This is a genomic window from Clostridium sp. cel8 (assembly GCF_014050525.1).
GTDB lineage: Bacteria > Bacillota > Clostridia > Clostridiales > Clostridiaceae > Clostridium_B.
In genome coordinates this window covers 155,744-178,129 of sequence record NZ_JACGAG010000001.1, presented here as the reverse complement: position 1 = coordinate 178,129, position 22,386 = coordinate 155,744, and the positions used below count along the sequence as shown (strand labels likewise).

General features: G+C 28.9%; 22 protein-coding genes and 1 other RNA gene. 21 read left to right on the top strand and 2 right to left on the bottom strand.

Features of this window, described 5'->3' with window-relative positions; translation table 11 throughout:
* The first annotated feature begins 11 nt into the window (after nt 1-11).
* The 14 genes from mtaB to ppdK all read left to right on the top strand — a co-directional run bounded on the left by mtaB (nt 12) and on the right by ppdK (nt 13,623).
* On the top strand, nt 12-1,367 hold the full coding sequence (gene mtaB / locus H2684_RS00890) for a tRNA (N(6)-L-threonylcarbamoyladenosine(37)-C(2))-methylthiotransferase MtaB (protein ID WP_182087717.1): 1,356 nt from the start codon (nt 12-14) through the stop codon (nt 1,365-1,367).
* 146 nt (nt 1,368-1,513) lie between these two features.
* On the top strand, nt 1,514-1,858 hold the full coding sequence (locus H2684_RS00885; protein ID WP_182087469.1) for a histidine triad nucleotide-binding protein: 345 nt from the start codon (nt 1,514-1,516) through the stop codon (nt 1,856-1,858).
* Between the two features lie 119 nt (nt 1,859-1,977).
* On the top strand, nt 1,978-2,154 hold the full coding sequence (gene rpsU / locus H2684_RS00880; RefSeq protein ID WP_182087468.1) for a 30S ribosomal protein S21: 177 nt from the start codon (nt 1,978-1,980) through the stop codon (nt 2,152-2,154).
* Between the two features lie 30 nt (nt 2,155-2,184).
* Nucleotides 2,185-2,631 (top strand): GatB/YqeY domain-containing protein, encoded by a 447-nt coding sequence (locus H2684_RS00875; RefSeq protein WP_182087467.1) that lies wholly within the window; start codon nt 2,185-2,187, stop codon nt 2,629-2,631.
* Nucleotides 2,632-2,770: 139 nt separating this feature from the next.
* Nucleotides 2,771-3,052: a sporulation protein YqfC gene (yqfC, locus tag H2684_RS00870; protein WP_182087466.1), complete on the top strand. Its 282-nt coding sequence runs from the start codon at nt 2,771-2,773 to the stop codon at nt 3,050-3,052.
* Entirely contained in the window at nt 3,039-4,253 is a 1,215-nt protein-coding gene (gene yqfD / locus H2684_RS00865) for a sporulation protein YqfD (protein WP_182087465.1), read from the top strand. The genes yqfC and yqfD overlap by 14 nt, the downstream gene beginning before the upstream one ends.
* 21 nt (nt 4,254-4,274) lie before the next feature.
* Nucleotides 4,275-6,416, top strand: a complete 2,142-nt coding sequence (locus tag H2684_RS00860; RefSeq protein ID WP_182087464.1) for an HDIG domain-containing metalloprotein — start codon at nt 4,275-4,277, stop codon at nt 6,414-6,416.
* 12 nt (nt 6,417-6,428) lie between these two features.
* Nucleotides 6,429-6,923 carry an rRNA maturation RNase YbeY gene (gene ybeY / locus H2684_RS00855; RefSeq protein ID WP_182087463.1) on the top strand — a complete coding sequence of 165 codons (495 nt, stop codon included), beginning with the start codon at nt 6,429-6,431 and terminating at the stop codon, nt 6,921-6,923.
* A 61-nt stretch (nt 6,924-6,984) separates the two neighbouring features.
* Complete coding sequence (locus H2684_RS00850; protein ID WP_182087462.1) at nt 6,985-7,677, top strand: diacylglycerol kinase; 693 nt, start codon at nt 6,985-6,987, stop codon at nt 7,675-7,677.
* Nucleotides 7,678-7,780: 103 nt separating this feature from the next.
* Nucleotides 7,781-8,659, top strand: a complete 879-nt coding sequence (gene era, locus H2684_RS00845; protein ID WP_182087461.1) for a GTPase Era — start codon at nt 7,781-7,783, stop codon at nt 8,657-8,659.
* Nucleotides 8,660-8,668: 9 nt separating this feature from the next.
* Entirely contained in the window at nt 8,669-9,433 is a 765-nt protein-coding gene (gene recO / locus H2684_RS00840; protein WP_182087460.1) for a DNA repair protein RecO, read from the top strand.
* Between the two features lie 26 nt (nt 9,434-9,459).
* Nucleotides 9,460-10,077 (top strand): DUF4342 domain-containing protein, encoded by a 618-nt coding sequence (locus tag H2684_RS00835; protein ID WP_182087459.1) that lies wholly within the window; start codon nt 9,460-9,462, stop codon nt 10,075-10,077.
* Nucleotides 10,078-10,279: 202 nt separating this feature from the next.
* Nucleotides 10,280-10,921 (top strand): helix-turn-helix transcriptional regulator, encoded by a 642-nt coding sequence (locus H2684_RS00830; RefSeq protein WP_182087458.1) that lies wholly within the window; start codon nt 10,280-10,282, stop codon nt 10,919-10,921.
* Nucleotides 10,922-10,992: 71 nt separating this feature from the next.
* Nucleotides 10,993-13,623, top strand: a complete 2,631-nt coding sequence (gene ppdK / locus H2684_RS00825; protein WP_182087457.1) for a pyruvate, phosphate dikinase — start codon at nt 10,993-10,995, stop codon at nt 13,621-13,623.
* An 88-nt stretch (nt 13,624-13,711) separates the two neighbouring features.
* On the opposite strand, the gene H2684_RS00820 is transcribed toward ppdK, so the two are convergent.
* Nucleotides 13,712-14,764, bottom strand: coding sequence for a CotS family spore coat protein (locus tag H2684_RS00820; RefSeq protein WP_182087456.1), 1,053 nt, complete (start codon nt 14,762-14,764; stop codon nt 13,712-13,714).
* A gap of 517 nt (nt 14,765-15,281) precedes the next feature.
* Between H2684_RS00820 and dnaG the strand changes: the two genes are divergently transcribed.
* The 7 genes from dnaG to rnpB all read left to right on the top strand — a co-directional run bounded on the left by dnaG (nt 15,282) and on the right by rnpB (nt 21,845).
* Complete coding sequence (gene dnaG / locus H2684_RS00815) at nt 15,282-17,051, top strand: DNA primase (RefSeq protein WP_182087455.1); 1,770 nt, start codon at nt 15,282-15,284, stop codon at nt 17,049-17,051.
* A gap of 23 nt (nt 17,052-17,074) precedes the next feature.
* Complete coding sequence (gene rpoD, locus H2684_RS00810; RefSeq protein ID WP_182087454.1) at nt 17,075-18,139, top strand: RNA polymerase sigma factor RpoD; 1,065 nt, start codon at nt 17,075-17,077, stop codon at nt 18,137-18,139.
* A gap of 93 nt (nt 18,140-18,232) precedes the next feature.
* Complete coding sequence (locus tag H2684_RS00805; RefSeq protein WP_182087453.1) at nt 18,233-19,120, top strand: PH domain-containing protein; 888 nt, start codon at nt 18,233-18,235, stop codon at nt 19,118-19,120.
* A gap of 40 nt (nt 19,121-19,160) precedes the next feature.
* Complete coding sequence (locus H2684_RS00800) at nt 19,161-19,856, top strand: class I SAM-dependent methyltransferase (RefSeq protein WP_182087452.1); 696 nt, start codon at nt 19,161-19,163, stop codon at nt 19,854-19,856.
* On the top strand, nt 19,841-20,659 hold the full coding sequence (locus H2684_RS00795; RefSeq protein ID WP_182087451.1) for a Nif3-like dinuclear metal center hexameric protein: 819 nt from the start codon (nt 19,841-19,843) through the stop codon (nt 20,657-20,659). The genes H2684_RS00800 and H2684_RS00795 overlap by 16 nt, the downstream gene beginning before the upstream one ends.
* Nucleotides 20,660-20,745: 86 nt before the next feature.
* On the top strand, nt 20,746-21,447 hold the full coding sequence (locus H2684_RS00790; RefSeq protein WP_182087450.1) for a C4-type zinc ribbon domain-containing protein: 702 nt from the start codon (nt 20,746-20,748) through the stop codon (nt 21,445-21,447).
* Between the two features lie 51 nt (nt 21,448-21,498).
* An RNA gene (rnpB, locus tag H2684_RS00785) (RNase P RNA component class A) lies at nt 21,499-21,845 on the top strand.
* Between the two features lie 35 nt (nt 21,846-21,880).
* Here rnpB and H2684_RS00780 read toward each other — a convergent pair.
* The gene (locus H2684_RS00780; protein ID WP_182087449.1) at nt 21,881-22,327 is read right to left on the bottom strand and encodes a staygreen family protein; all 447 of its coding nucleotides are present in this window, start codon (nt 22,325-22,327) and stop codon (nt 21,881-21,883) included.
* Nucleotides 22,328-22,386 lie beyond the last annotated feature (59 nt).

Here is a 22,386-nt window from a genome sequence, read left to right as displayed (position 1 = left end):
GATTAGATAAGATGGTGGACTTAACTTTAAATAAAGAGGAATTTTTTAATACTTATAATAGAAATAAGACTGTAGCCATGGCTACGCTTGGATGTAGAGTAAATCAATATGACACTGAAGCAATGCTTGAAAAGTTTATAAAATCAGGTTATGATTCAGTGAATTTTAATGATGTTTCCGATGTATATGTTATAAATACATGTACTGTAACTAATATGGGAGATAAAAAATCCAGGCAGATGATACATAGGGCAAGAAGAAAAAATAAAAATGCAATTATTGCAGTTGTAGGATGTTATTCACAAGTTTCACCAGAAGAAGTATCAAATATAGAAGGTGTAGATGTGGTACTTGGCACTAAGAATAAAGGGGATATACTTCATTGGATAAATTCTGCTGTTAATAAAGGAAAAAAAGTTGTAGAAGTAAATAAAGTTCTTAAAAATAATGTATTTGAAAATTTGAATATTGAAAAGTACCAGAATAAAACAAGAGCATTTTTAAAAATACAGGATGGATGTAATAGATTTTGCTCATATTGTCTTATTCCTTTTGCAAGAGGTGCTGTTTGTAGTAAAGATCCACATACAGTTATAAGTGAAGTTAAAAAACTGTCAGAAAATAACTTTAAAGAAATAATCTTGTCAGGTATACATATAGCCTCATATGGTGTTGATCTTGAAGGTGATTGGAACCTTGTGAGAATTTTGGAAGAAATAGATAAAGTTGATGGTATAGAAAGAATTAGAATAGGATCTATAGATCCACAATTTTTTACTGATGAAGTTATAAAAAAGTTAAGTTCTCTAAAAAAATTATGTCCTCATTTTCATCTTTCACTTCAAAGCGGATGCAATGAAACACTTAAGAGGATGAATAGAAGATATACTGTAGAAAAATATGAGGAAATTTTAAATAAACTGAGAAGTTCCATTGAAGATGTGTCTGTGACAACTGATATTATAGTTGGATTTCCAGGTGAAACTGAAGAAGAGTTTAATAAAACCTATGAATTTTTGCAAAAAATTAAACTTTCTAAGATGCATGTTTTCAAATATAGTCCAAGGAAAGGTACTAAAGCTGCAACTATGAAAGATCAGGTTGACGGAAAAATTAAAGAGAAAAGAAGCGAAATGCTTATAAATTTAGATAAAATACTCGAAAAAGAATTTATGGATAAATTTATTTTGAAAGATATGGATGTATTATATGAACAAAAGTTTGGCAAAAATGAAAATGTCTATGAAGGATATACTCCAAACTATATAAAGGTTGTTGCAAAATCTAATATAAATTTAAGGGATTCAATAAGAAAAACAAAACTTCTTAATTTAAAAGAAGGATATATTGAAGGCAAATTAATTTAGAATATAAAAGTTTTTACTAGATTTAGAAGGATATTTGAGATTACTATTGAATATTATAAACAATATGTATTTAAATCAATTTATGATTTAAATGCAATTACCCTGAAATTGTATAAGATAATATCACAAATAAAGGGGGTGAATATATGGAAGAGTGCATTTTTTGTAAAATAATAAAAGGTGAAATACCATCAGAAAAGATATATGAAGATGATTTAGTTTTAAGTTTTAAAGACATAAATCCTGGTGCACCTGTTCATGTGCTTATAATTCCAAAGAAGCATATTGATAGTATAAACAATATTAGTGAAGAGGACTCAAAAATTATTGCACATATATTTATGACTGCTAAAAAAATTGCTAAAGATTTAAATATATCAGAAGATGGATACAGAATAGTTTCAAATACTGGGAAAAATGGAGGGCAGACAGTTCCTCATGTACATTTTCACCTGTTAGGTGGAAGATCACTTAATTGGCCACCAGGCTGAGTTGAAATTGTTGACAGTATAAAAACATTTGTTGTATAATAATCTATGTGCTATTTGGCCTATGTTAACTGTATTTAATTTTTAAAATTAAATTGAGCTAGCGGAGGGAGGGATATAATATGTCAGAAATAAAAGTTGGAGAAAATGAAACTATTGAAAGTGCATTAAGAAGATTTAAAAGGAAATGTGCTAGAGCTGGTGTTCTTTCAGAAGTAAGAAAGAGAGAACATTATGAAAAGCCAAGTGTAAGGAGAAAAAAGAAATCAGAAGCTGCTAGAAAGAGAAAGTTTAAGTAGAGTTCTTTTGGAAAGAGGGTACCAAAATTAATGTCTCTTAAAAAAAGATTACAAGAGGATTGGAAAAATGCTTTAAAAGCTAAAGATAAATTTAAAGCTAATACAATAAGTATGGCAAGAGCGGCTGTTTTATTAGTTGAAAAAACTGATGGAAAAGAACTTGACGATGAACAAGTAATAGGTATTATTGCAAAAGAAGTCAAGCAAAGACGTGAGGCTATACTGGAGTTTAAAAAAGGTAACAGGCAGGATTTAGTTGATTCTGCAGAGAATGAAATAAAGATTTTGCTAAATTACCTTCCTCAGCAGTTAAGTAGAGAAGAAATTACCGAAATTGTTCATCAAGCAGTTGAAAACATAGGAGCAAATAGTATAAAAGACATGAAAAAAGTTATGTCATATGTTATGCCTAAAGTAAAAGGTAGGGCAGATGGCAAACTTGTAAGTGAAATTGTAAAACAATATTTGAATAAGTAAAAGGTTGGGTCTTCTCAGCCTTTTTTGTTTAAAAACCTTTGAAAAGGTTTTTTATTTTTGCCTTTAAGTAATTTATTAGGTGGATGATTCATAAATTAGTAAGAGAAATAAACCTATATAAATTTTTAGAGGTGGTTTTATGGGAAACAAATTATATAATACAAAACAAAATGTTGCAGATAAGTTAGATCTTCCAAGAGATATAATTTTAAATATGCCAAAAATACAAGTGACTGGTGACAATGAAATAATAATAGAAAATCACAAAGGGATAGTACTTTTTGAAAAAGATAAAATAAAGGTAGATTCAGGTATAGGTATAATCTCAATATATGGAAGTGAATTTGAAGTGCTTTTTATGGGAGGAAGTACAATAACAATAGGGGGAAAATTTAAGTCCATAATCTATGAAGAAAACTAATGGATTTAATTTTATAAAATATAAAAGTGCCGTAATAACAATTGAGATACAATCTATTATGCCTGAAAAATTTATCAACCTTTTATGGAAAGATAACATATATATAAAAAATATACGAAGGAAAAATATAACTACAAGAGTTATGGAAGTAAGACTAAGTGACTTTTATAAAATAAATAAAATAGCCAAAAGAAATGGTGTTAGAATAAAGATAGTTAAAAGAAGAGGATTATCATTTTTATTATTAAGATTTAAGAAAAATAAAATGGTAATTGTAGGCGTAATGCTATTTATAGGGATAGTATATTATATGTCTACTTTCATATGGAAAATAGATATAAATACAGATTCTAGCTTGCCACCATATGAAATAAGACAAACTTTAAAAAATTATGGAGTAGTTCCAGGAATTAGTAAGAAGAATTTAGATGTGTATAAATTGGAAAGCTTTCTTATAAAAAATAATGATAATATAATGTGGGTAAGAGCAAGGATAGATGGATCTAGACTTACAGTGACTGTAGAGGAGAGAAAATCTCCTCCAAATATAGTTTTAGATAATTCTCCCTGTGATCTTATAGCATCAAAAGATGGAGAAGTAATTAGACTTTATACAACTGCAGGTACACCTGTAGTTAAAGTAGGAGATGTAGTAAAAAAAGGTCAACTTCTTGTAAGTGGAGTGCAGGGAAAAGAAGGATCAACTTATCCTATACATGCAGATGGAAAGGTTCTGTGTAGGACATTTTATGAAAGATCTCAATCTGTAAAAATTACCGATACTAAGACACAGAGGACTGGAAAGAAAATAGAAAATTACTATATAAATATAAATGGCAAAAAATTATATTTAAAAAAACATATAAATAATTTTAGTAAGTATGATAAAATAGAGGAAAGAAAATTGTTTTTCAACAAAGAAACTTTCTATGAAGTAAAAGATGTTACAGTTAAAAAAGATGCGAATAAAGTAGTTGAAAGTACAGGAGAAAAACTTTATAGAGATATATGTTCAAATTTAGATAAATCTGTTAAAATATTGAATAAGATAGTTGATAAAAAACAAGAGAAAAATGGGATACTTAAGGTAAGAGTCATGGTAATTGCTGAAGAAAATATTACATTACAAATAAAACATAAGGAAAATATAGAAGAAGATAGTGATAAAGATAGTATAGATAACAAAAGTAAAAGTGATTAGAATTATAAAGGGTGATTTCTAATGAAGAAGCTACAAGTAAGAAAATTGTTTTTAGGTAAAAGACAGAATAAGGTTATTATTTTTGTGATTAGTTTTATTTTCGTATATGGTGTACTTTTAACTGGACTTACTACTAAAAGATATAATTTGAAGGTAGGAGAAATTGCTAAATCAGATATTAAGGCTCCAAGAGAAGTAGAAGATGAGCTTTCAACTAAAGACAGAATAAACCAGGCATTGGATTCTGTACCTATTCAATATAATAAAGATCCAGAAGTAAAAACTAAAACAGTAAATAGATTAAATAGTTTTTTTTCAAAAGTGCAACAAATAGTTTCAGATAATCAGTTATCTCAAAGTGAGAAAAAAAAGAAAATAGAAAGTGTTTCAAATATGAATCTATCAAGTGATGTCTATGAATCACTGTCTAAAATGAGTCAAGGAGATATAAAGTCACTTCAAGTATTTTTAGTTAATGCCATGTCAGATTTGTATGACAATAATAATATAAGTGATAATAGTCAAAAGGATAATGAGGAAGATATTAAAAAAGCCAAGGAAAATATAATGCTAAAAGTTGGAGCATCAAATTTGTCAAAGTCAATTAGAGATACAGCAATAGATATAGCTTATAATCAAATATCTCCTAATTTTTTTTATGACAAGGATAAAACAGAGGAGTTAAAAAAAGAAACTGCAAAAAAGGTATCTCCAGTAATAGTTAAAAAAGATCAGATTATAGTTAAGGAAGGTGAACCAGTAACTAAATATCAAATAGCTATTCTTAAAGATTTAGGACTTTTAAATGATGGTTCATATTTTAAATGGTATATATATTTATCACTTGGAGTGATTGTAATGTTGGTATTTACAATCCAATGGGTGTATTTAAGAATATATAAGAGAGAACTTTATGACAATATAAATATATTCATTATGATAAATATATTAAGCTGTATGTCAGTTTTGTTTGCAAGAGTAACTGCAGTCGTTTCACCTTATTTTATACCACTTGCATTTATTCCAATGATATTTTCAATACTTATAAATGGTGAAGTGTCTCTTGTATTGAATTCTGTTAATTGTATACTTATAAGTACTGCTGTTGAGTTTAATATACAGATAACTGTGCTTTCAATTATAAATGTAATTGTAGGTTCTATTATAATAAGAAAATTGCAGCAGAGAAATGATATACTATATGCATCTATATATATTTCACTTATAAATATCTTACTTACTTCATCTATGGGATTTTTATTAAGTAGCAATGTTACAGATGTTATAAGTAAAGCTGCTTTTGCAGGAATAGCAAGTATAATATCTGGAATACTTGTAATAGGCTTTCTGCCATTATTTGAAAGTACATTTAATATAGTTACAACTATAAAGCTATTAGAACTTTCAAATCCAAATAATCCACTGTTAAAGAGATTGCTTATAGAAGCACCAGGTACATATCATCACAGTGTATTAGTTGGAAATCTTGCAGAAATGGCTACAGAGGCAGTTGGCGGAAATTCACTTCTTTCAAGGGTAGCAGCTTCCTATCACGATATAGGAAAAATAAAGAGGCCATATTTTTTTAAGGAAAATCAATTGGGCAATGATAATCCACATGATAAAATAACTCCAGCTTTAAGTGCGCTTATAATAATATCTCATGTAAAAGATGGTGTTGAAATGGCAAAGGAATATAAACTTCCTGAAGTAATAAAAGATGTTATAGAGCAGCATCATGGTACATCTCTTGTAAAATATTTTTATATAACAATGAAAAATTCTAGTGATAATCCAGATGAAGTTAACAAGAAAGACTTTATGTATCCAGGTCCTATACCTAATAGTAAAGAGTCTGGTATAATAATGCTTGCAGATGGTGTAGAAGCTGCTGTAAGATCAATTAAAAAACCTAATAAAGAAAATATAGAGAAAATGGTAGATAATATAATAAAGGATAGGCTCAATGAAGGACAACTAGATAATTGTGACCTTACACTTAAGGATATAGGTAAGATAAAAGATTCATTTTTAAAAGTGCTGCTTGGAATATATCATCACAGAATAGAGTATCCTAAGGACAAGTGGAATGAAAAGAATAATAGTATTATTGAAAAAAATGTAGTGAAAAATACAGAATATAAACAGATACAAAAGACATAATGGAGGAGTAATATGATTTTTATAGATAATAGACAATCGAAAATAGAAGTTACAGATGAACTTGAAAATACAATAAAGAATGTTATTGAATGTGCTTTAAAAGAAGAAATGGTAAGTATACCTTGTGAAGTCAGTATGATACTTGTTGACAATGAAAAAATAAAGGTTATAAATCGAGATACTAGGCATATAGATAGAGAAACTGATGTGCTTTCTTTTCCAATGCTTGAGTATCAAGATGGTAAAGTATTCAAAGAAACTTATGTAGGGTATGACTTTAAAGAAAGTGATCTAGATTGTGGCAATTTAGTCCTTGGAGATATTGCACTTTCACTTGAAAAGGCAAAGGAACAAAGTATAGAATTTGAACATTCATTTTTAAGAGAAGTATGCTATTTGACAGTTCATTCTGTGCTCCATCTTTTAGGATATGACCACATGAAAGAAGATGAAAAAAAAGTTATGAGAAGTAGGGAGGAAGAAATTTTAAAAGTATTTAAGTTATAATGTGATTTCTAATTTATAATATATTGATTAAATATACTTTACATATAAAAGAGGAATTAACATGAAAGTTAAAAAACTTTTAGATAGTTTTAATTATGCTATAGAGGGAATAATATATTCTGTAAGAACTCAGAGAAATATGAGAATTCATATGGTAGTTGCACTTTTGGTGCTTACTCTATGTTTCTTTTATGACTTGAGCAAAATCGAAATATTGGCTATAACTATAACTATGGTAATAATGGCTGAGCTTTTCAACACAGCTGTAGAATTTGCAATAGATGCTACTACAAATTACTATCATCCACTAGCAAAAATTGCAAAGAATGTAGCAGCAGGGGGAGTTCTTGTAACTGCAATAAATGCTGTATTAGTAGGTTATATAATATTTTGGGATAAATTGAGGTATATGAACTTTGTACTTATGAGAAAGGTTAGAACTGCAAGTCCGTATACTGTATTTATAATACTTGTAATTGTGTGTATATCTACCATAATTATAAAGGCTATATTTGGAGAAGGAACGCCTCTAAAAGGAGGTATGCCAAGTGGTCATAGTACTATATCATTTTCAATAGCTACTATGATTGCACTTATATCTAAAGATTTTATAGTAGTTGTACTTAGTTTTTTGTTAGCTTTTATAGTTGCCCAAAGTAGAGTTGACTCAGAAGTGCATTCTATATCAGAAGTATTTTGGGGAGCAGTTTTGGGCATGCTTATAACTGTTTTGCTTTTTAAAATATTTGGGTAGTTTTTTTTAATTGGAAATATAAAAATGATGTTAGATGAATAAAATATGGGATATTACCTAAAATATTTATACAAACAGATTCAAAAAAATAAGGAGAATACATATGTTTAAATCAGGATTTATAACTATAATAGGAAGACCTAATGTGGGAAAGTCTACTTTACTAAATAGGTTAATTGGAGAAAAAATATCAATAGTATCATGTAGACCACAGACAACTAGAAATAATATACAAGCAATACTCACGGAGAAGAATTTTCAATTAGTATTTGTAGACACTCCAGGAGTGCATGATCCTAAACATAAATTAGGTGAATATATGGTTAAATCTGCAAAGGAATCTTTAAATGATGTAGATCTAGTTTTATTTTTAACTACTCCAGAAGGTGAAATAAAAAAGGGAGATCAAATTATATTAGATGTGTTAGAAAAATGCAATGTTCCAGTATTTATGATTCTTAATAAAATAGATGAGAATTCTCATGAAAAAGTTGCAAAAACACTTAAAGTCTATTCAGAGAAGTTTGATTTTAAAGAGTATATTCCTATATCTGCGTTGAAAGATAAAAATTTAGATGAACTTAAAGATACAATAGTAAAATATATGAAAGAAGGACCTAAATATTATCCTGATGATATGATAATAGATAAACAGGAGAGATTTGTTATATCTGAAATTATAAGAGAAAAGGCCTTAAAACTTCTTTCTGAAGAAGTACCACATGGTATAGCAGTTGAGATAGTATCTATGAAAAAGAAAAAAAATATTTATGATATAGAAGCCAATCTTCTTTGTGAAAAGCCCTCTCATAAGGGAATAATAATAGGAAAAAATGGATCTATGTTAAAGAGAATATCAACTTATGCAAGACAGGATATGGAGAAATTCTTAGGCTCTAAGGTATACTTAAATGTATGGGTTAAAGTTAAAAAAGAATGGAGAGATAGTACTGGGCTTTTAAAGGAGCTTGGATATAAGTAAATAGAAATATTGGGAGATGGTTTTCTGAGTATACTTAAAACACGAGCAGTTATAATTAAAACTCAAGACATAAAGGAAAATGATAAAATAGTTTGGCTGTTTACAGAAAAACTGGGAAAAATATCTACTATAGCCAAGGGGGTAAAAAGAACTAGAAACAAACTTTTTTCTACAACACTTCCATTTTCTTATGGAGATTATGTACTATATAAGTCAAAAAAATTTTATGTCATAGATGAAAGCAATTTAATAGATTCATTTCAGGATCTTCTTGATGATTTAGATACTCTAACATATGCTTCTTATTTTTGTGAACTGGTGGATATAGGAATGGATTATGAAGAAAAAAGTGAGTTTTTGTTTATGAATCTTGTCACTGCATTCTATCTTATGAAAAATCATGCAGTGGATATTGAAACTTTGGCGAGAGCTTTTGAAATTAAAATATTGAAAGCTACAGGTTATGGGCTTAATTTTGATAGTTGTGCTATATGTAAAAAAAAGATTTCTACTTCAAACTATTTGAGCATGCAATATCTTGGTGGAGTATGTGATGAGTGTAAAAAGGTAAATGGCATATCTATAAAAAACTCCACTTTTAACGCATTGAAGTATATTTCAAAGGTTAGTTTAGAAAAGGTATATAGAGTAAATTTATCAAGAGAAATAAAGGATGAACTAGAAAAAATTCTTTCGATGATTATCTCTCAAAATTACTTTAGAAGCCCAAAGAGTCTTAAAACTTTAAAACTTTTATCTGATTTTAAAAATTAAAACTGTTAGTAAAAGGAGAGGATAAAATGAGTGAAATAACTTTAGAAAAAATTGATATTATACGAGATAGGACTGGAGTAAGTTATGCAGAAGCAAAAGAAGCATTAGAGGCTTGTAATGCAAATGTAGTTGATGCACTTATATATATTGAAAAGACAAATGATTTTAATAGAAATGACACATACACAACAAAGGATGAATTTATAAAATGGCTTAAGGATACAGTTGAAAAGGGAAATGTAAATAGAATAAAAATAAAAAAAGACGATAAGACAGTTGTTGATATTCCCGTAAATGCAGGTATTGTTGCTACACTTACAGCACTTGTTTGGCCTCCTTTAATTGCAATTGGTATACTTACAGCTGTATTTACAAAAGTAACAATAGAGGTAACGCGAGATGATGGATCAGTGGAAGTTGTTAATAAGATAATAAAAAATGTATCTGATGACACAGTAAATGATGTTAAGGATAAAATTTTTAATACAGTATCATCTGTGAGAAATAAGTTTACAAAGAAGGAGAATAGTGATAACACAGAGAATATTTATAAATATACAGTTAATTTTGATGATATAAATGAAGATGTAGCTGATAATGAAAACTCTAGTGATAAAAAAGATACTGGAGATAAAAATAATTAGTATAACATATAAAATTATAGTATTACCATTGATTTGTGTAGTGCGTAAGGCATTTTTATTTTAATTTTATAAATAAAAAATTAAAAATGCTATACTATTTATTCATATATAATGGTATAATGTTTCTAAGAGTTAATTGAGTATTGTAATTTTTATTATTTGATTGACTTTTTAACAATATTGCGTACTACACTGAGAGAGGGTGGACAGTATTAAATTTTCACATAGACAGGAAAAAATAATGGAATTAGTTAAGAAACATGCGCCTATAACAAGTGAGCAACTTGCAGAAAAAGTTGGAGTTACAAGAGCTGCACTTAGGTCAGATTTATCTGTACTCACAATGACTGGAATACTGGAAGCTAAACCAAAGGTTGGTTATATATATGCTAATAAGCCATCTTATAGCCTTTTATATGATTATATAAGAAATATATGTGTTGAAGATATAATGTCAAAACCTATTGTAGTTGATGAAAATACAACGCTCTATGATGCAATAGTAAATCTATTTTTGAATGATGTTGGTACTCTTTTTATAGAGAATAATGGTGTTTTAATTGGTGCTGTTTCACGAAAGGATTTTTTAAAAATAGCTATAGGTGGTACTGATATGCATAAGGTACCAGTTGGAATAATAATGACAAGAATGCCTAATATAGTATTTGTAAAACGTAATGATTCTGCTTATACTGCTGCTAAGAAGATAATTGAACATGAAGTGGATAGTCTTCCAGTTGTAGAAGTATTTGGGGATAATTCAAAAGATAAACTTAAGATAGTTGGAAAAGTTTCGAAAACTAATATAACAAGACTTTTTGTAAAAATTGGTGAAAATGAATAAGGCAATGAACGGAAATATTCCGTTTATATATAATCAAATGTAAATATTACAAAAAAGGAGATGCGTATTTCATGGAAGATAAAAAATATGTCTATCTTTTCAATGAAGGAAATGCTAAAATGAGGAATCTACTTGGTGGAAAAGGTGCTAATTTAGCAGAAATGACAAACCTAGGAATCCCCGTTCCATATGGATTTACTGTAACTACAGAGGCATGCACAAAATACTATGAAGATAATAAGACTATAAATGATAAGATTGTGGATGAAATTTATTCTAATCTCAAAAAAGTAGAAGAAGCTACAGGAAAGAAATTTGGAAGCAATGAAAATCCACTTCTTGTTTCAGTAAGATCTGGAGCCAGAGTATCTATGCCAGGAATGATGGATACAATATTAAACTTAGGCTTAAATGATAATTCTGTACAAGCATTAGGAAAACTTACTAACAATCAAAGATTTGCGTATGATTCTTATAGAAGATTTATACAAATGTTTTCAGATGTTGTTAAAGGAATTGAAAAGAGAAAATTTGAAGATGTATTAGATGAGATTAAAGATTCAAAAGGTGTTAAATTTGATACTGAGTTAACAGAAGAGGACTTAAAGAACGTTATAGTAAGATTTAAAAAGATATATAAAGAAGATATAGGAAAGGATTTTCCACAGGATCCAAGAGAACAGTTAATAGAAGCAATTACAGCTGTATTTAGATCATGGAATAATCCTAGAGCAATAGTATATAGAAGATTGAATGATATTTCTGGATCTTGGGGAACTGCTGTAAACGTTCAATCTATGGTATTTGGAAATATGGGAGATACATCTGGTACAGGAGTTGCTTTTACAAGAAATCCTGCAACAGGAGAAAAAGCTATATTTGGTGAATATCTGATAAATGCACAAGGTGAAGATGTTGTTGCAGGAATTAGAACACCTCAACCTATAGCTAAATTAAAAGAAGATCTTCCTGAATGTTATGATCAGTTTATAAAAATTGCTAATAACTTAGAAAAGCATTACAAAGATATGCAAGATATGGAGTTTACAATAGAACAAGGTAAATTGTATTTCCTTCAGACTAGAAATGGTAAAAGAACTGCCCAGGCAGCACTTAAAGTAGCAGTTGATATGGTAAAAGAGGGACTTATAACTAAAAATGAAGCTTTGCTTAAAGTTGATCCTAAGCAGCTTGATACTCTTCTTCATCCAAACTTTGATGAAAACGAATTAAAAAAAGCAGCAGTAATTGCAACTGGACTTCCAGCATCACCTGGAGCTGCTTGTGGAAAAATATATTTTTCTGCAACTGCAGCAAAGAAGCATCATGAACTTGGAGAAAAAGTAATTTTAGTAAGACTTGAAACTTCTCCTGAAGATATAGAAGGAATGGCAGCAGCAGAAGGTATACTTACAGTAAGAGGAGGAATGACATCCCATGCTGCAGTTGTAGCAAGAGGAATGGGAACATGCTGTGTAGCTGGATGCGGAGATATAAATATAAATGAGGAAGAAAAGAAGATAGAGGTTCTTGGAAAAACTTATAAAGAAGGAGATTATATATCCCTTGATGGAAGTACAGGAAATGTATACGGTCAAGCAATAAAGACTGCAGCACCTGAAATAACAGGATATTTTGAAGAGTTTATGTCCTGGGCTGATGAAGTTAGAAAACTTAAGATAAGAACAAATGCAGATACTCCAAGAGATGCAAAACAAGCAGTTAAATTTGGTGCTGAAGGAGTAGGACTTTGCAGAACAGAACATATGTTTTTTGATGAGGACAGAATACCTGCAGTTAGAAAGATGATACTTTCAAGTGATGAAGAACATAGAAGAGATGCATTAAATAGTATACTTCCAATGCAAAAAAGTGATTTTATAGGTATATATGAGGCAATGGAAGGCAGACCGGTTACAATAAGATTTTTGGATCCACCTCTTCATGAATTCCTTCCTACTGAAGATGAGGATATAAAAGCTTTAGCAAAGGAAATGAATGTAAGCTTTGATGAACTTAAAGCAACTGTAGATTCACTACACGAATTTAATCCTATGATGGGACATAGAGGATGTAGACTTGCTGTTTCATATCCTGAAATAGCAGAAATGCAAACAAGAGCTGTTATTGAAGCAGCTATAGATGTAAAGAAGAGAAAAGGATATAATATTGTACCAGAAATAATGATACCACTTGTAGGAGAAGTTAAAGAATTAAAGTATGTTAAAGATGTAGTTGTAAAAGTTGCCAATGAGATAATAGAAAAATCTGGAGTAGATTTAAAATATACAGTAGGAACTATGATAGAAATACCAAGAGCAGCTGTTACTGCAGATAAGATAGCTGAAGAAGCTGAATTCTTCTCATTTGGAACAAATGACTTGACTCAAATGACATTTGGTTTTTCAAGAGATGATGCAGGTAAATTCTTGAATTACTATTATGATAAAAAGATATATGAATCTGATCCATTCCAGAAAGTTGATCAAAAAGGTGTAGGAAAACTTGTAGATATGGCTGTTAAGCTTGGAAAGAAAACAAGACCAGATATACATCTTGGTGTATGTGGAGAACATGGTGGAGATCCTTCATCTGTAGAGTTCTTCCACAATATAGGACTTGATTATGTTTCATGTTCACCATTTAGAGTTCCACTAGCAAGACTTGCTGCAGCTCAAGCACAGGTAAAGAATCCACGCTAGTAGTCTTTAATAAATTAATTGTATATGATTTGCAATTAAAAAAAGTACCATTTAATGGTACTTTTTTTAATTCTTCTAGAGGGCTTATTTAGATTAAAGAAGTATTGAACTTTTTTTCTACATATTTACCAAATTCAATTATAAATTTTAATTGAGTTTCTGTGTTATTTGATGCCTTTTTAAGCAAATAAAAAAATGAGTTGTGATTGCACTTGCTTATATTATTATAATAATCTCTTGATATTTTCCAGAATTTCTGAGGAAAAGACAAATATGAAATTATATATTTATAGTCATCTAAATTTAAGGAAAATGTTTTTTCATATAAATTCAAGCAGTTTATTGTATAGTTTATATTCCAATTTGTATTTGTACGTTTTAAGAATCTTCTTAGAAAATATGATATGTCGTGAGAACAATAAGCTATGCTGCATTTGTCAAAATCTATAGTCCATATGTTTTTATCATTGTCAAATATTATATTTTTATTTACATAATCTAGATGACATAAAGATGAATGTAATCTATTGTAGTTTATTGTTTGAGATACTTTAACAGATATTTCTGCTAGCATACAATTTATATTGAAATTTTCTAAAAAAAGATTTGAAAATTTATCTCTATAGTCGAAGGCTAAATTTGAACATTTTAAAAGTTGCTGAAAATGTTTTTCAAAAGATAGATGTATAGCTTCGAAGTTTTTTCTATCGTTACTTCCTAAAATAGGAACAAATTTTTTTGTAAAATTATGCATTTGTGATAGATTTAATATAGCGGAATTTACATCATTTATATTGTCATAATTGCACTTTTCACCTAATATCCATGGAGTTAGTATAAATAACATATTTTCATAATTTACAAATCTACTTCTTTTAATTGTAGGTAGTATTCTTGGAACTTTTATATTATTTCTATAAAGCCATTCAACTGCAGAGTATACAAATAGTAAATTTGATTCATCAAAATACACTTTTTTCAAACAGTAGCTTTTATCTTCACAGTCTACTTTGTATACTGCTCTTTGTTTATCTGTATTTTTAAATTTTATTCTACTTAAATTGGCATTTTGAAGGTCATAATAAGGAAGTACATATTTTTTTACATTTTCTTCAGATAATAAATTTATATCTTTATTCATTTATCAATGCCCCTTAAAAAATACTTCTTTATAATAATATTAAATATTTTTTTATATTATACATTATACTTAAAAAGGAATTTTAAAAATGAAAATAGAACTATTAATCTGAGGTTATTTATTAGCTATATATTTGTCTAAAAATGTAATAAATTAGGAATATATTCTAGCTCTATATGGCAAAATAAAACTGTGAATATTAAATTCGTATTTTGTGTATTTGTTGAAGGATATTTAAAATTTTTAAAGAATATATATAATATACTTCAATTGATAACACAGGAGTTATACATAAAATATCTATTGCTATTAAATGGATAATAACTTAATAAATACGTTTAATATACATCATGCAATTGAATAATTTCCTAATGCATTTCAAGTTACAAACTCTAGATAATAAATAATAATTTGATAAATAAAATATAAAAAATTTTATATTAGGAAGGAATATAATAGTTTGTGTCGAATATATTAAAACTTGGTACAATAATTTTAGATAGGTGGTAGTTGCTTTGTGATATCGGAAGATGTCATTCAAAAAGTAAAAGATGAAAATGATATAGTTGAAGTAATATCTGAGAGTGTAAAATTAAAAAGATCTGGGAAAAATTACATGGGGCTGTGTCCATTTCATAATGAAAAAACACCTTCATTTAGTGTATCTCAAGATAGGCAGATATATAAATGTTTTGGATGTGGAGAGGCAGGTAATGTTATAACTTTTATTATGAAAACTAGAAATCTTAATTTCCCAGAATCAGTAAAACTATTAGCTGACAGAGCAAACATAGATCTAGATATTGATAAAAATAAAAATAAGAGGAGAAACAACAGTTTTAAAAAATTATATCAATTAAATGTAGAAGCTGCAAGATATTTTTTTTCTTGTCTAAATAGGAGTACCAACGCAAAAAATTATCTCTTAAATAGAGGAATAACTGTAAATACAATGAGGAAGTTTGGACTTGGGTATTCCTTAGATAGCTGGAACAGTATGCTTATGCACTTGAAGAAAAAAGGGTTTACAGAATTGGATATGGTTTCAAATGGACTTATAATAAAAAGCAGTAAAGGTAATTACTATGATAGATTTAGAAACAGAATAATCTTTCCTGTGTTTGATTATAGGGGAAGAATAATTGGCTTTGGAGGAAGAGTAATGGATGACTCCAAACCTAAATATTTAAATTCCCCAGAAACTACATTGTTTAAAAAAGGAACAAATTTATATGGATTAAATTTTGCTATAAGAAATAATACTTTGGGATATTTTATTATGGTAGAGGGATATATGGACTGCATAGCACTCCACCAATACGGAATAACAAATGCAGTGGCATCTCTTGGCACAGCACTTACTACAGCTCAAGCAAAACTTATGAAGAGGTATGTAGATAAGGTTATAATATCTTATGATGCAGATACTGCGGGACAAAAGGCTACTTTAAGAGGATTGGATATTTTAAAAAGTACTGGCTTGGATGTTAAGGTACTTTTGATACCACAAGGAAAAGATCCAGATGAATTCATTAGAAATAATGGAAAGCAGGCTTTTTTAGATTTGATTGAAAAATCAATTCCACTTGTAGATTATAAAATGCAAAGTATAAAAAAAGGATTAAATCTATCAGATGAAGAAGATAAAATAAAATATACAGAAAAAGCTTTAAAGTTATTGATTGATTTAGATCCAATAGAAAAAGAAGTGTATATGAAAAAGTTATCTGAAGAAACGGGTATTAGGATTCAGGTGCTTTATGATATGTTAAATGGAAATATTCAAAAAAATACAAAAAAACACCCAAATATGAATATAGATGAGCATTTTGGACAAAAATTATATTTAGAACCTGCCTATTTAAAGGCAGAGAGGTCACTTTTGAAATTGGCAATAGAAGATAATGAAGCTTTAAAATATTTGAATAAAATTATGAATGAAGAGGATATTTTAATTGACAGTCACAAGAAAATATATAAATATATAGTTGAAAGTCGTAACTATGATAAAGCTCATAAAATGTCATATATAGAATCTAAGTGTGTTGATTTAGATACTTCAAAGGAATGGGTCAATATATTAAATACAGAGGTTAAGTATAGAAATTATGATTGCAAGAGTATAGTAGATAGTTTTATTAAGAATATAAAAATCCATAAATTAAGACAGCGTAAAACAGATATTATAAATGGAATAAAACAGCTTGAAAGTCAGGGAAAGATTGAAGAGTCTCTTAAATTAGCACAGGAACTTATAAAAATTCAAAAAAGGATTGGTGAAGTATAGCGATGGTTAAGGGAGGTAAAAAAATGAACAATAAAAGTTCAAAAATTAAGGCAGTTAAAAAGCTTATAGAAAAAGGTAAAAAGAAAAATACCTTAACTTATAAAGAAATAATGAATGAATTAGAAGATGTGGAGCTTGATCCAGAGCAAATAGATAAAATATATGAAGCACTTGAATCCATGGGTATAGAACTTATGGGTGATATGCATGAAGAAGAAGTAGATGAAAAGAAGTTGGATTTAACTGTACCGGATGGAATTGCAATAGACGATCCTGTTAGAATGTATTTAAAGGAGATAGGAAAGGTACCACTACTTTTACCAGAAGAGGAGGTAGATCTTGCAAAGAGAATAGAAAAGGGAGATCAAGTTGCTAAGAAAAAGTTAGCAGAAGCTAATTTAAGGCTTGTAGTAAGTATAGCAAAGAGATATGTAGGTAGGGGAATGCTTTTCCTTGATCTAATTCAGGAAGGAAATCTTGGACTTATAAAAGCCGTTGAAAAATTTGACTACAGAAAAGGATATAAGTTCAGTACTTATGCTACATGGTGGATAAGGCAGGCAATAACAAGGGCAATTGCAGATCAGGCAAGGACTATAAGGATACCTGTACATATGGTTGAAACTATAAACAAGTTAATAAGAGTTTCAAGACAACTGCTTCAGGAACTTGGAAGAGAACCTCAACCAGAAGAAGTTGCAAAGATAATGAAAATGCCTGTTGATAAAGTAAGAGAAATAATGAAAATAGCACAAGAACCTGTTTCTTTAGAAACACCTATTGGAGAAGAGGAAGACAGTCATCTTGGAGATTTCATACCTGATGATGAGGCACCTGCACCTGCAGAAGCAGCAGCATTTACAATGCTTAAGGAACAGCTGATAAATGTACTTGATACTTTAACACCTAGAGAAGAAAAAGTGCTTAGATTGAGATTTGGACTTGATGATGGAAGAGCAAGAACACTTGAAGAAGTTGGAAAAGAATTTAACGTTACAAGAGAGAGAATAAGACAGATAGAAGCAAAGGCACTTAGAAAATTAAGACATCCAAGTAGAAGTAAAAAGTTAAAAGATTATTTAGATTAAAGCACCCAACAAGGTGCTTTAAGTTTTTTCATTTAGATATTTTTAAAATTATATATTTATCTATGTTATAATCATATATAGGAAGGTGATGATGTGAAAAATTATAAATCTGTAAAGGGATCAGGAGTTCATTATATTATTGGAACAACTATTTTATATGATATCATATTTATATTGCTATACTGCTTTATAGATTCATATGAATTGTTAAATTTATTGAAATTTGCATTTATTATATTTAATATGTATGAAATTTACTACATTGTAATATATGAAACAATTAATTATTCCATTGATGAAAGTAATATTTATATAAATAGTATATTTGGATTGAAAAAAGAAATAATACCATTTTCATCTATTAAAGCCTATCAGAAATCAACAGGACATATAAAAGGGGTAAGGTTAATTGGACATGGAAAGAACAACTTTGCTATTGGTAAGTCTTTTATTGATGATATTGGTATTGTAAACATGTTTGTTACTTCTAATAAAGAGATTCTATATTTAAATACTGAAGATATTAACTATGGAATATCTCCGGAAAATTTTTCAAACTTTGAAAATCAAATTAAAAATAATGGAATAGAAAATGTAAAGTGGAATCCAAATAAAGATAAAAATCTTTCACACACTAGAGATAAAAAGTTTATAATAAGTTTCTTAATAGCATCTGTATTAGTAATTATAATTACACTAAATCCTATAGTTATGTATTTTTTTCATAAAATTCCTGATAAAATGCCTCTTACATTTAATGCTGACTTCACACCTGAAAAGTTTGGTACTGCAAAACAGTTTGCATTTAAGCAAATGAGTTACGGACTTTTGAATATGACTATATTATTTTGTATGTATTATGCAGGATTTTTATATGAAAAATATGATAAAAAAGCATCTTATAAATTTATTGTTGTAGCACTTATGATGGCAGTTATATTTTTAGTGATGCAAATCAGAATACTTATAAATTTTAGATAAAAACTTTAAAAGTTTAATTGACATGAATGGAGAATGTAATATGAACCTTAGTATAAGATTAAAAAGTATATGCAACATGGTAGATAAATGCCATTGTATAGCCGATATAGGAACTGACCATGGATATATTCCAGTTTATCTTGTGGAAAATGGAATATGTAACAAGGCAATTGCTTCTGATATAAATGAAGGTCCAATAAATAAAGCAAAAATTAATATAGAATCTAAAGGCCTTGAGCATAAGATAGATTGCAGGCTTGGAAATGGGCTTAATACAATAGTAAAAGGAGAAGCAGATGAAGTTATAATTGCAGGAATGGGTGGAAACCTTATAAGGGATATAATAAATGAAAATATGGATATATTAAAGACTAGTAAATCATTTATACTTCAACCTGTTCAAAATGCTGAAGTACTTAGAAAATATATATATGATATGGGATTTAATATAATTGATGAAGATTTGTGCATTGACGAAAATATATTTTATGAGATAATAAAAATAGAATATAACAGTCATGTTGTAAAATTAGAACCTATACTTTATGAAGTTAGTGATAGATTACTTAAAAAAAGACATCCTTTAATTGTAGAATTTATGAAGCATAAGATAAATAAATATAAAAATATACTTGGATATATAAAGGATGAAGGAATATCTTCTCAAAACAGAAAGCGAGAAATAAATAGTAAAATAGTTAGATTACAGGAGTTGATTGAATGCATCTCAAAGTAAAAGATATACATAGAATAATTGAAAAATATGCACCTGAAAAACTCAAAGAAGATTATGATAATGTTGGACTTATGGTTGGAGATATGGAAAGTGAAGTAACATCTATTCTAGTTTCACTTGATTGCACTTTAGATGTAATTAAAGAAGCAGAAGATAAAAATTGTAATTTAATTTTTACACATCATCCTCTTTTATTTTCTAGGCCCAAATCAATAACTACAGATACATTGATTGGAAAAAAGATAATAAGATTAATTAAAAATGGAATCAACGTATACTCAAGTCATACAAATTTGGACTCTGCTCCAGGAGGAATGAATGACATAATAATGGACATTTTAGGACTTTATAATGCTTCCATAATTGAGCCTAAATCAAATATGGACAGCTATTTTAACTCTAACTCTGGTATAGGTAGATTTGTAGAACTTGAAGGTAATGTTACATTAGGTGATATTTGCAGAAAAGTAAAGGAAAAGCTTGCACTTAGCCATGTAAGATATACGGGAAATGATACAGCTGTTATACGAAAAATTGCAGTTATAAACGGAAGCGGTAAAGATTATTTTCAAGAGGCTAAAAGATTAGGTTGTGATTGTATTATAACAGGAGATACTACCTATCATTATGTAAGTGATTTTAATGAAGAAGGGGTAGCTGTTATAGATGCTGGGCACTTTGGAACAGAGTGGCCTTCTATGGCAAAAATATCAGACTTTTTACAAGAAAAGATTGAAAAAATGGGATTTGAAAACAGAGTTATACTGTCTAAATGTAATAAAGATCCTTATAAATATAAGTAGAAGTGGGTATTTAATATATTCATTTCTACTTTTTTTATTAAATTTTATCATATATTAAATGAATTACAAGGAGGTATTAATATAATATGCTTGATCTTTTAATCAAAATTCAAAGTAATAGACAAATTATAGAAGATACAAAAAAAGAATCCAAAAATAATAAGATTATAAATGAAATTAAAGAAATTAAAAGACAATTTGAAAGTGAGAAAAAAGTCTATGTAGAACTAAATAATAAATTAAAAAATTTAAAAGAGGAAATAAATAATATAGAGGATAATGTTAAAATCATAAGAGAAGAGATTAAAAAAGATGAAAGTAAACTTTATAGCAATATGAAATATGATTTAAAATTTATAGAGGGATTGCAAAAGTCAATTGAAGTAAAGAAGCAAGAAGTAGCAGATATGGAAGATAGAAGTTTAGAGCTTATGTATAATGAGGAGGAGCTGTCTAATAAAAGAGATATGAGTAAAACTAAATTAGTAAAACTTAGAGATGACTTTTACAAATACAAAGAAATTTATAATAATTCAATAATAGAGTCAAGGAAAAAGGTAGAACAAGCAAAACAAAATATAGCAGATACTGAAAAATTAATTCCTAAAGATTTACTTGATGAATTTTACACAATATGTGATATAAAGGGAAGTGGTGCTGCAAAAGTATCTAATGGAGTATGTGAAGGATGCAGAATGAAAGTATCTGCTATAACTTTAGATGATATAAAGAAAAATAAGAAAATAGTTTATTGTGATAACTGCGGAAGAATAATACATTATAATTAAACATAAAAATACTATTGTAAATGTTAAAAAAGTATGGTATCATTTTACCTGCGAGTAAGTCAGACAATCGCTGCTGTAGTTTATCTACAGGAGAGGAAAGTCCGAGCTCCATAGGGCAGGATGCTGGGTAACCCCCAGTCAAGGTGACTTGAAGGAAAGTGCAACAGAGATATACTTCCGAATTTTTTCGGTAAAGGTGGAAAGGCGAGGTAAGAGCTCACCAGCGCATTGGCGACTTTGCGGCTATGTAAACCCCATCTGGAGCAAGATCGAATAGGAAAGCATAAAAGAAGTGGCCCGCTTCGCTTTCGGGTAGTATCGCTGGAGCCTATTGGCAACAATAGGCCTAGATAGATGATTGTCTAATACAGAACTCGGCTTATAGACTTAGTCGCATAATATGTTATAAACACTACTCTTTTGAGTGGTGTTTTTATTTATAATCTGAAAAAGTTCCCCAATTTTCTAATCTGTTAAATAGAGGGTTAGATGACATAAAGTATACTATTATTGGAGAACTGTCTAACTCAGGATGCTTTTTAAAAAGCTCCGTATCTCCGTATCTTATAGCTTTTAGTGCAAGGGGTAATTCATGTCTAAAAATATAATCTCGCAGCCCTATTTTCATAGGGTTAAATGGATCATCTACATGCAAATATGTGTAAAAGGAATAACTTTCTCCTTGCTTTGACCATTCAGCAAATACTTCATCTCTTGTAGTATTAATTTTGTCATAGGCGTAGTTCAGTCCAATAGTTAAGAATAGTTCTGCAGTTATGTCAGAATGAGTAAGAGTGTATCGTCTGTGATTAATAGGTTCTGTAGTAATAACACCATCTCTCAACTCTACTGAGAGTTTTTCAGGAATAAATGGACTCATTTAATTCAATCCTTTATAATAGTTCTTATAGATTATTATATGTATAGGTCATAATAAAT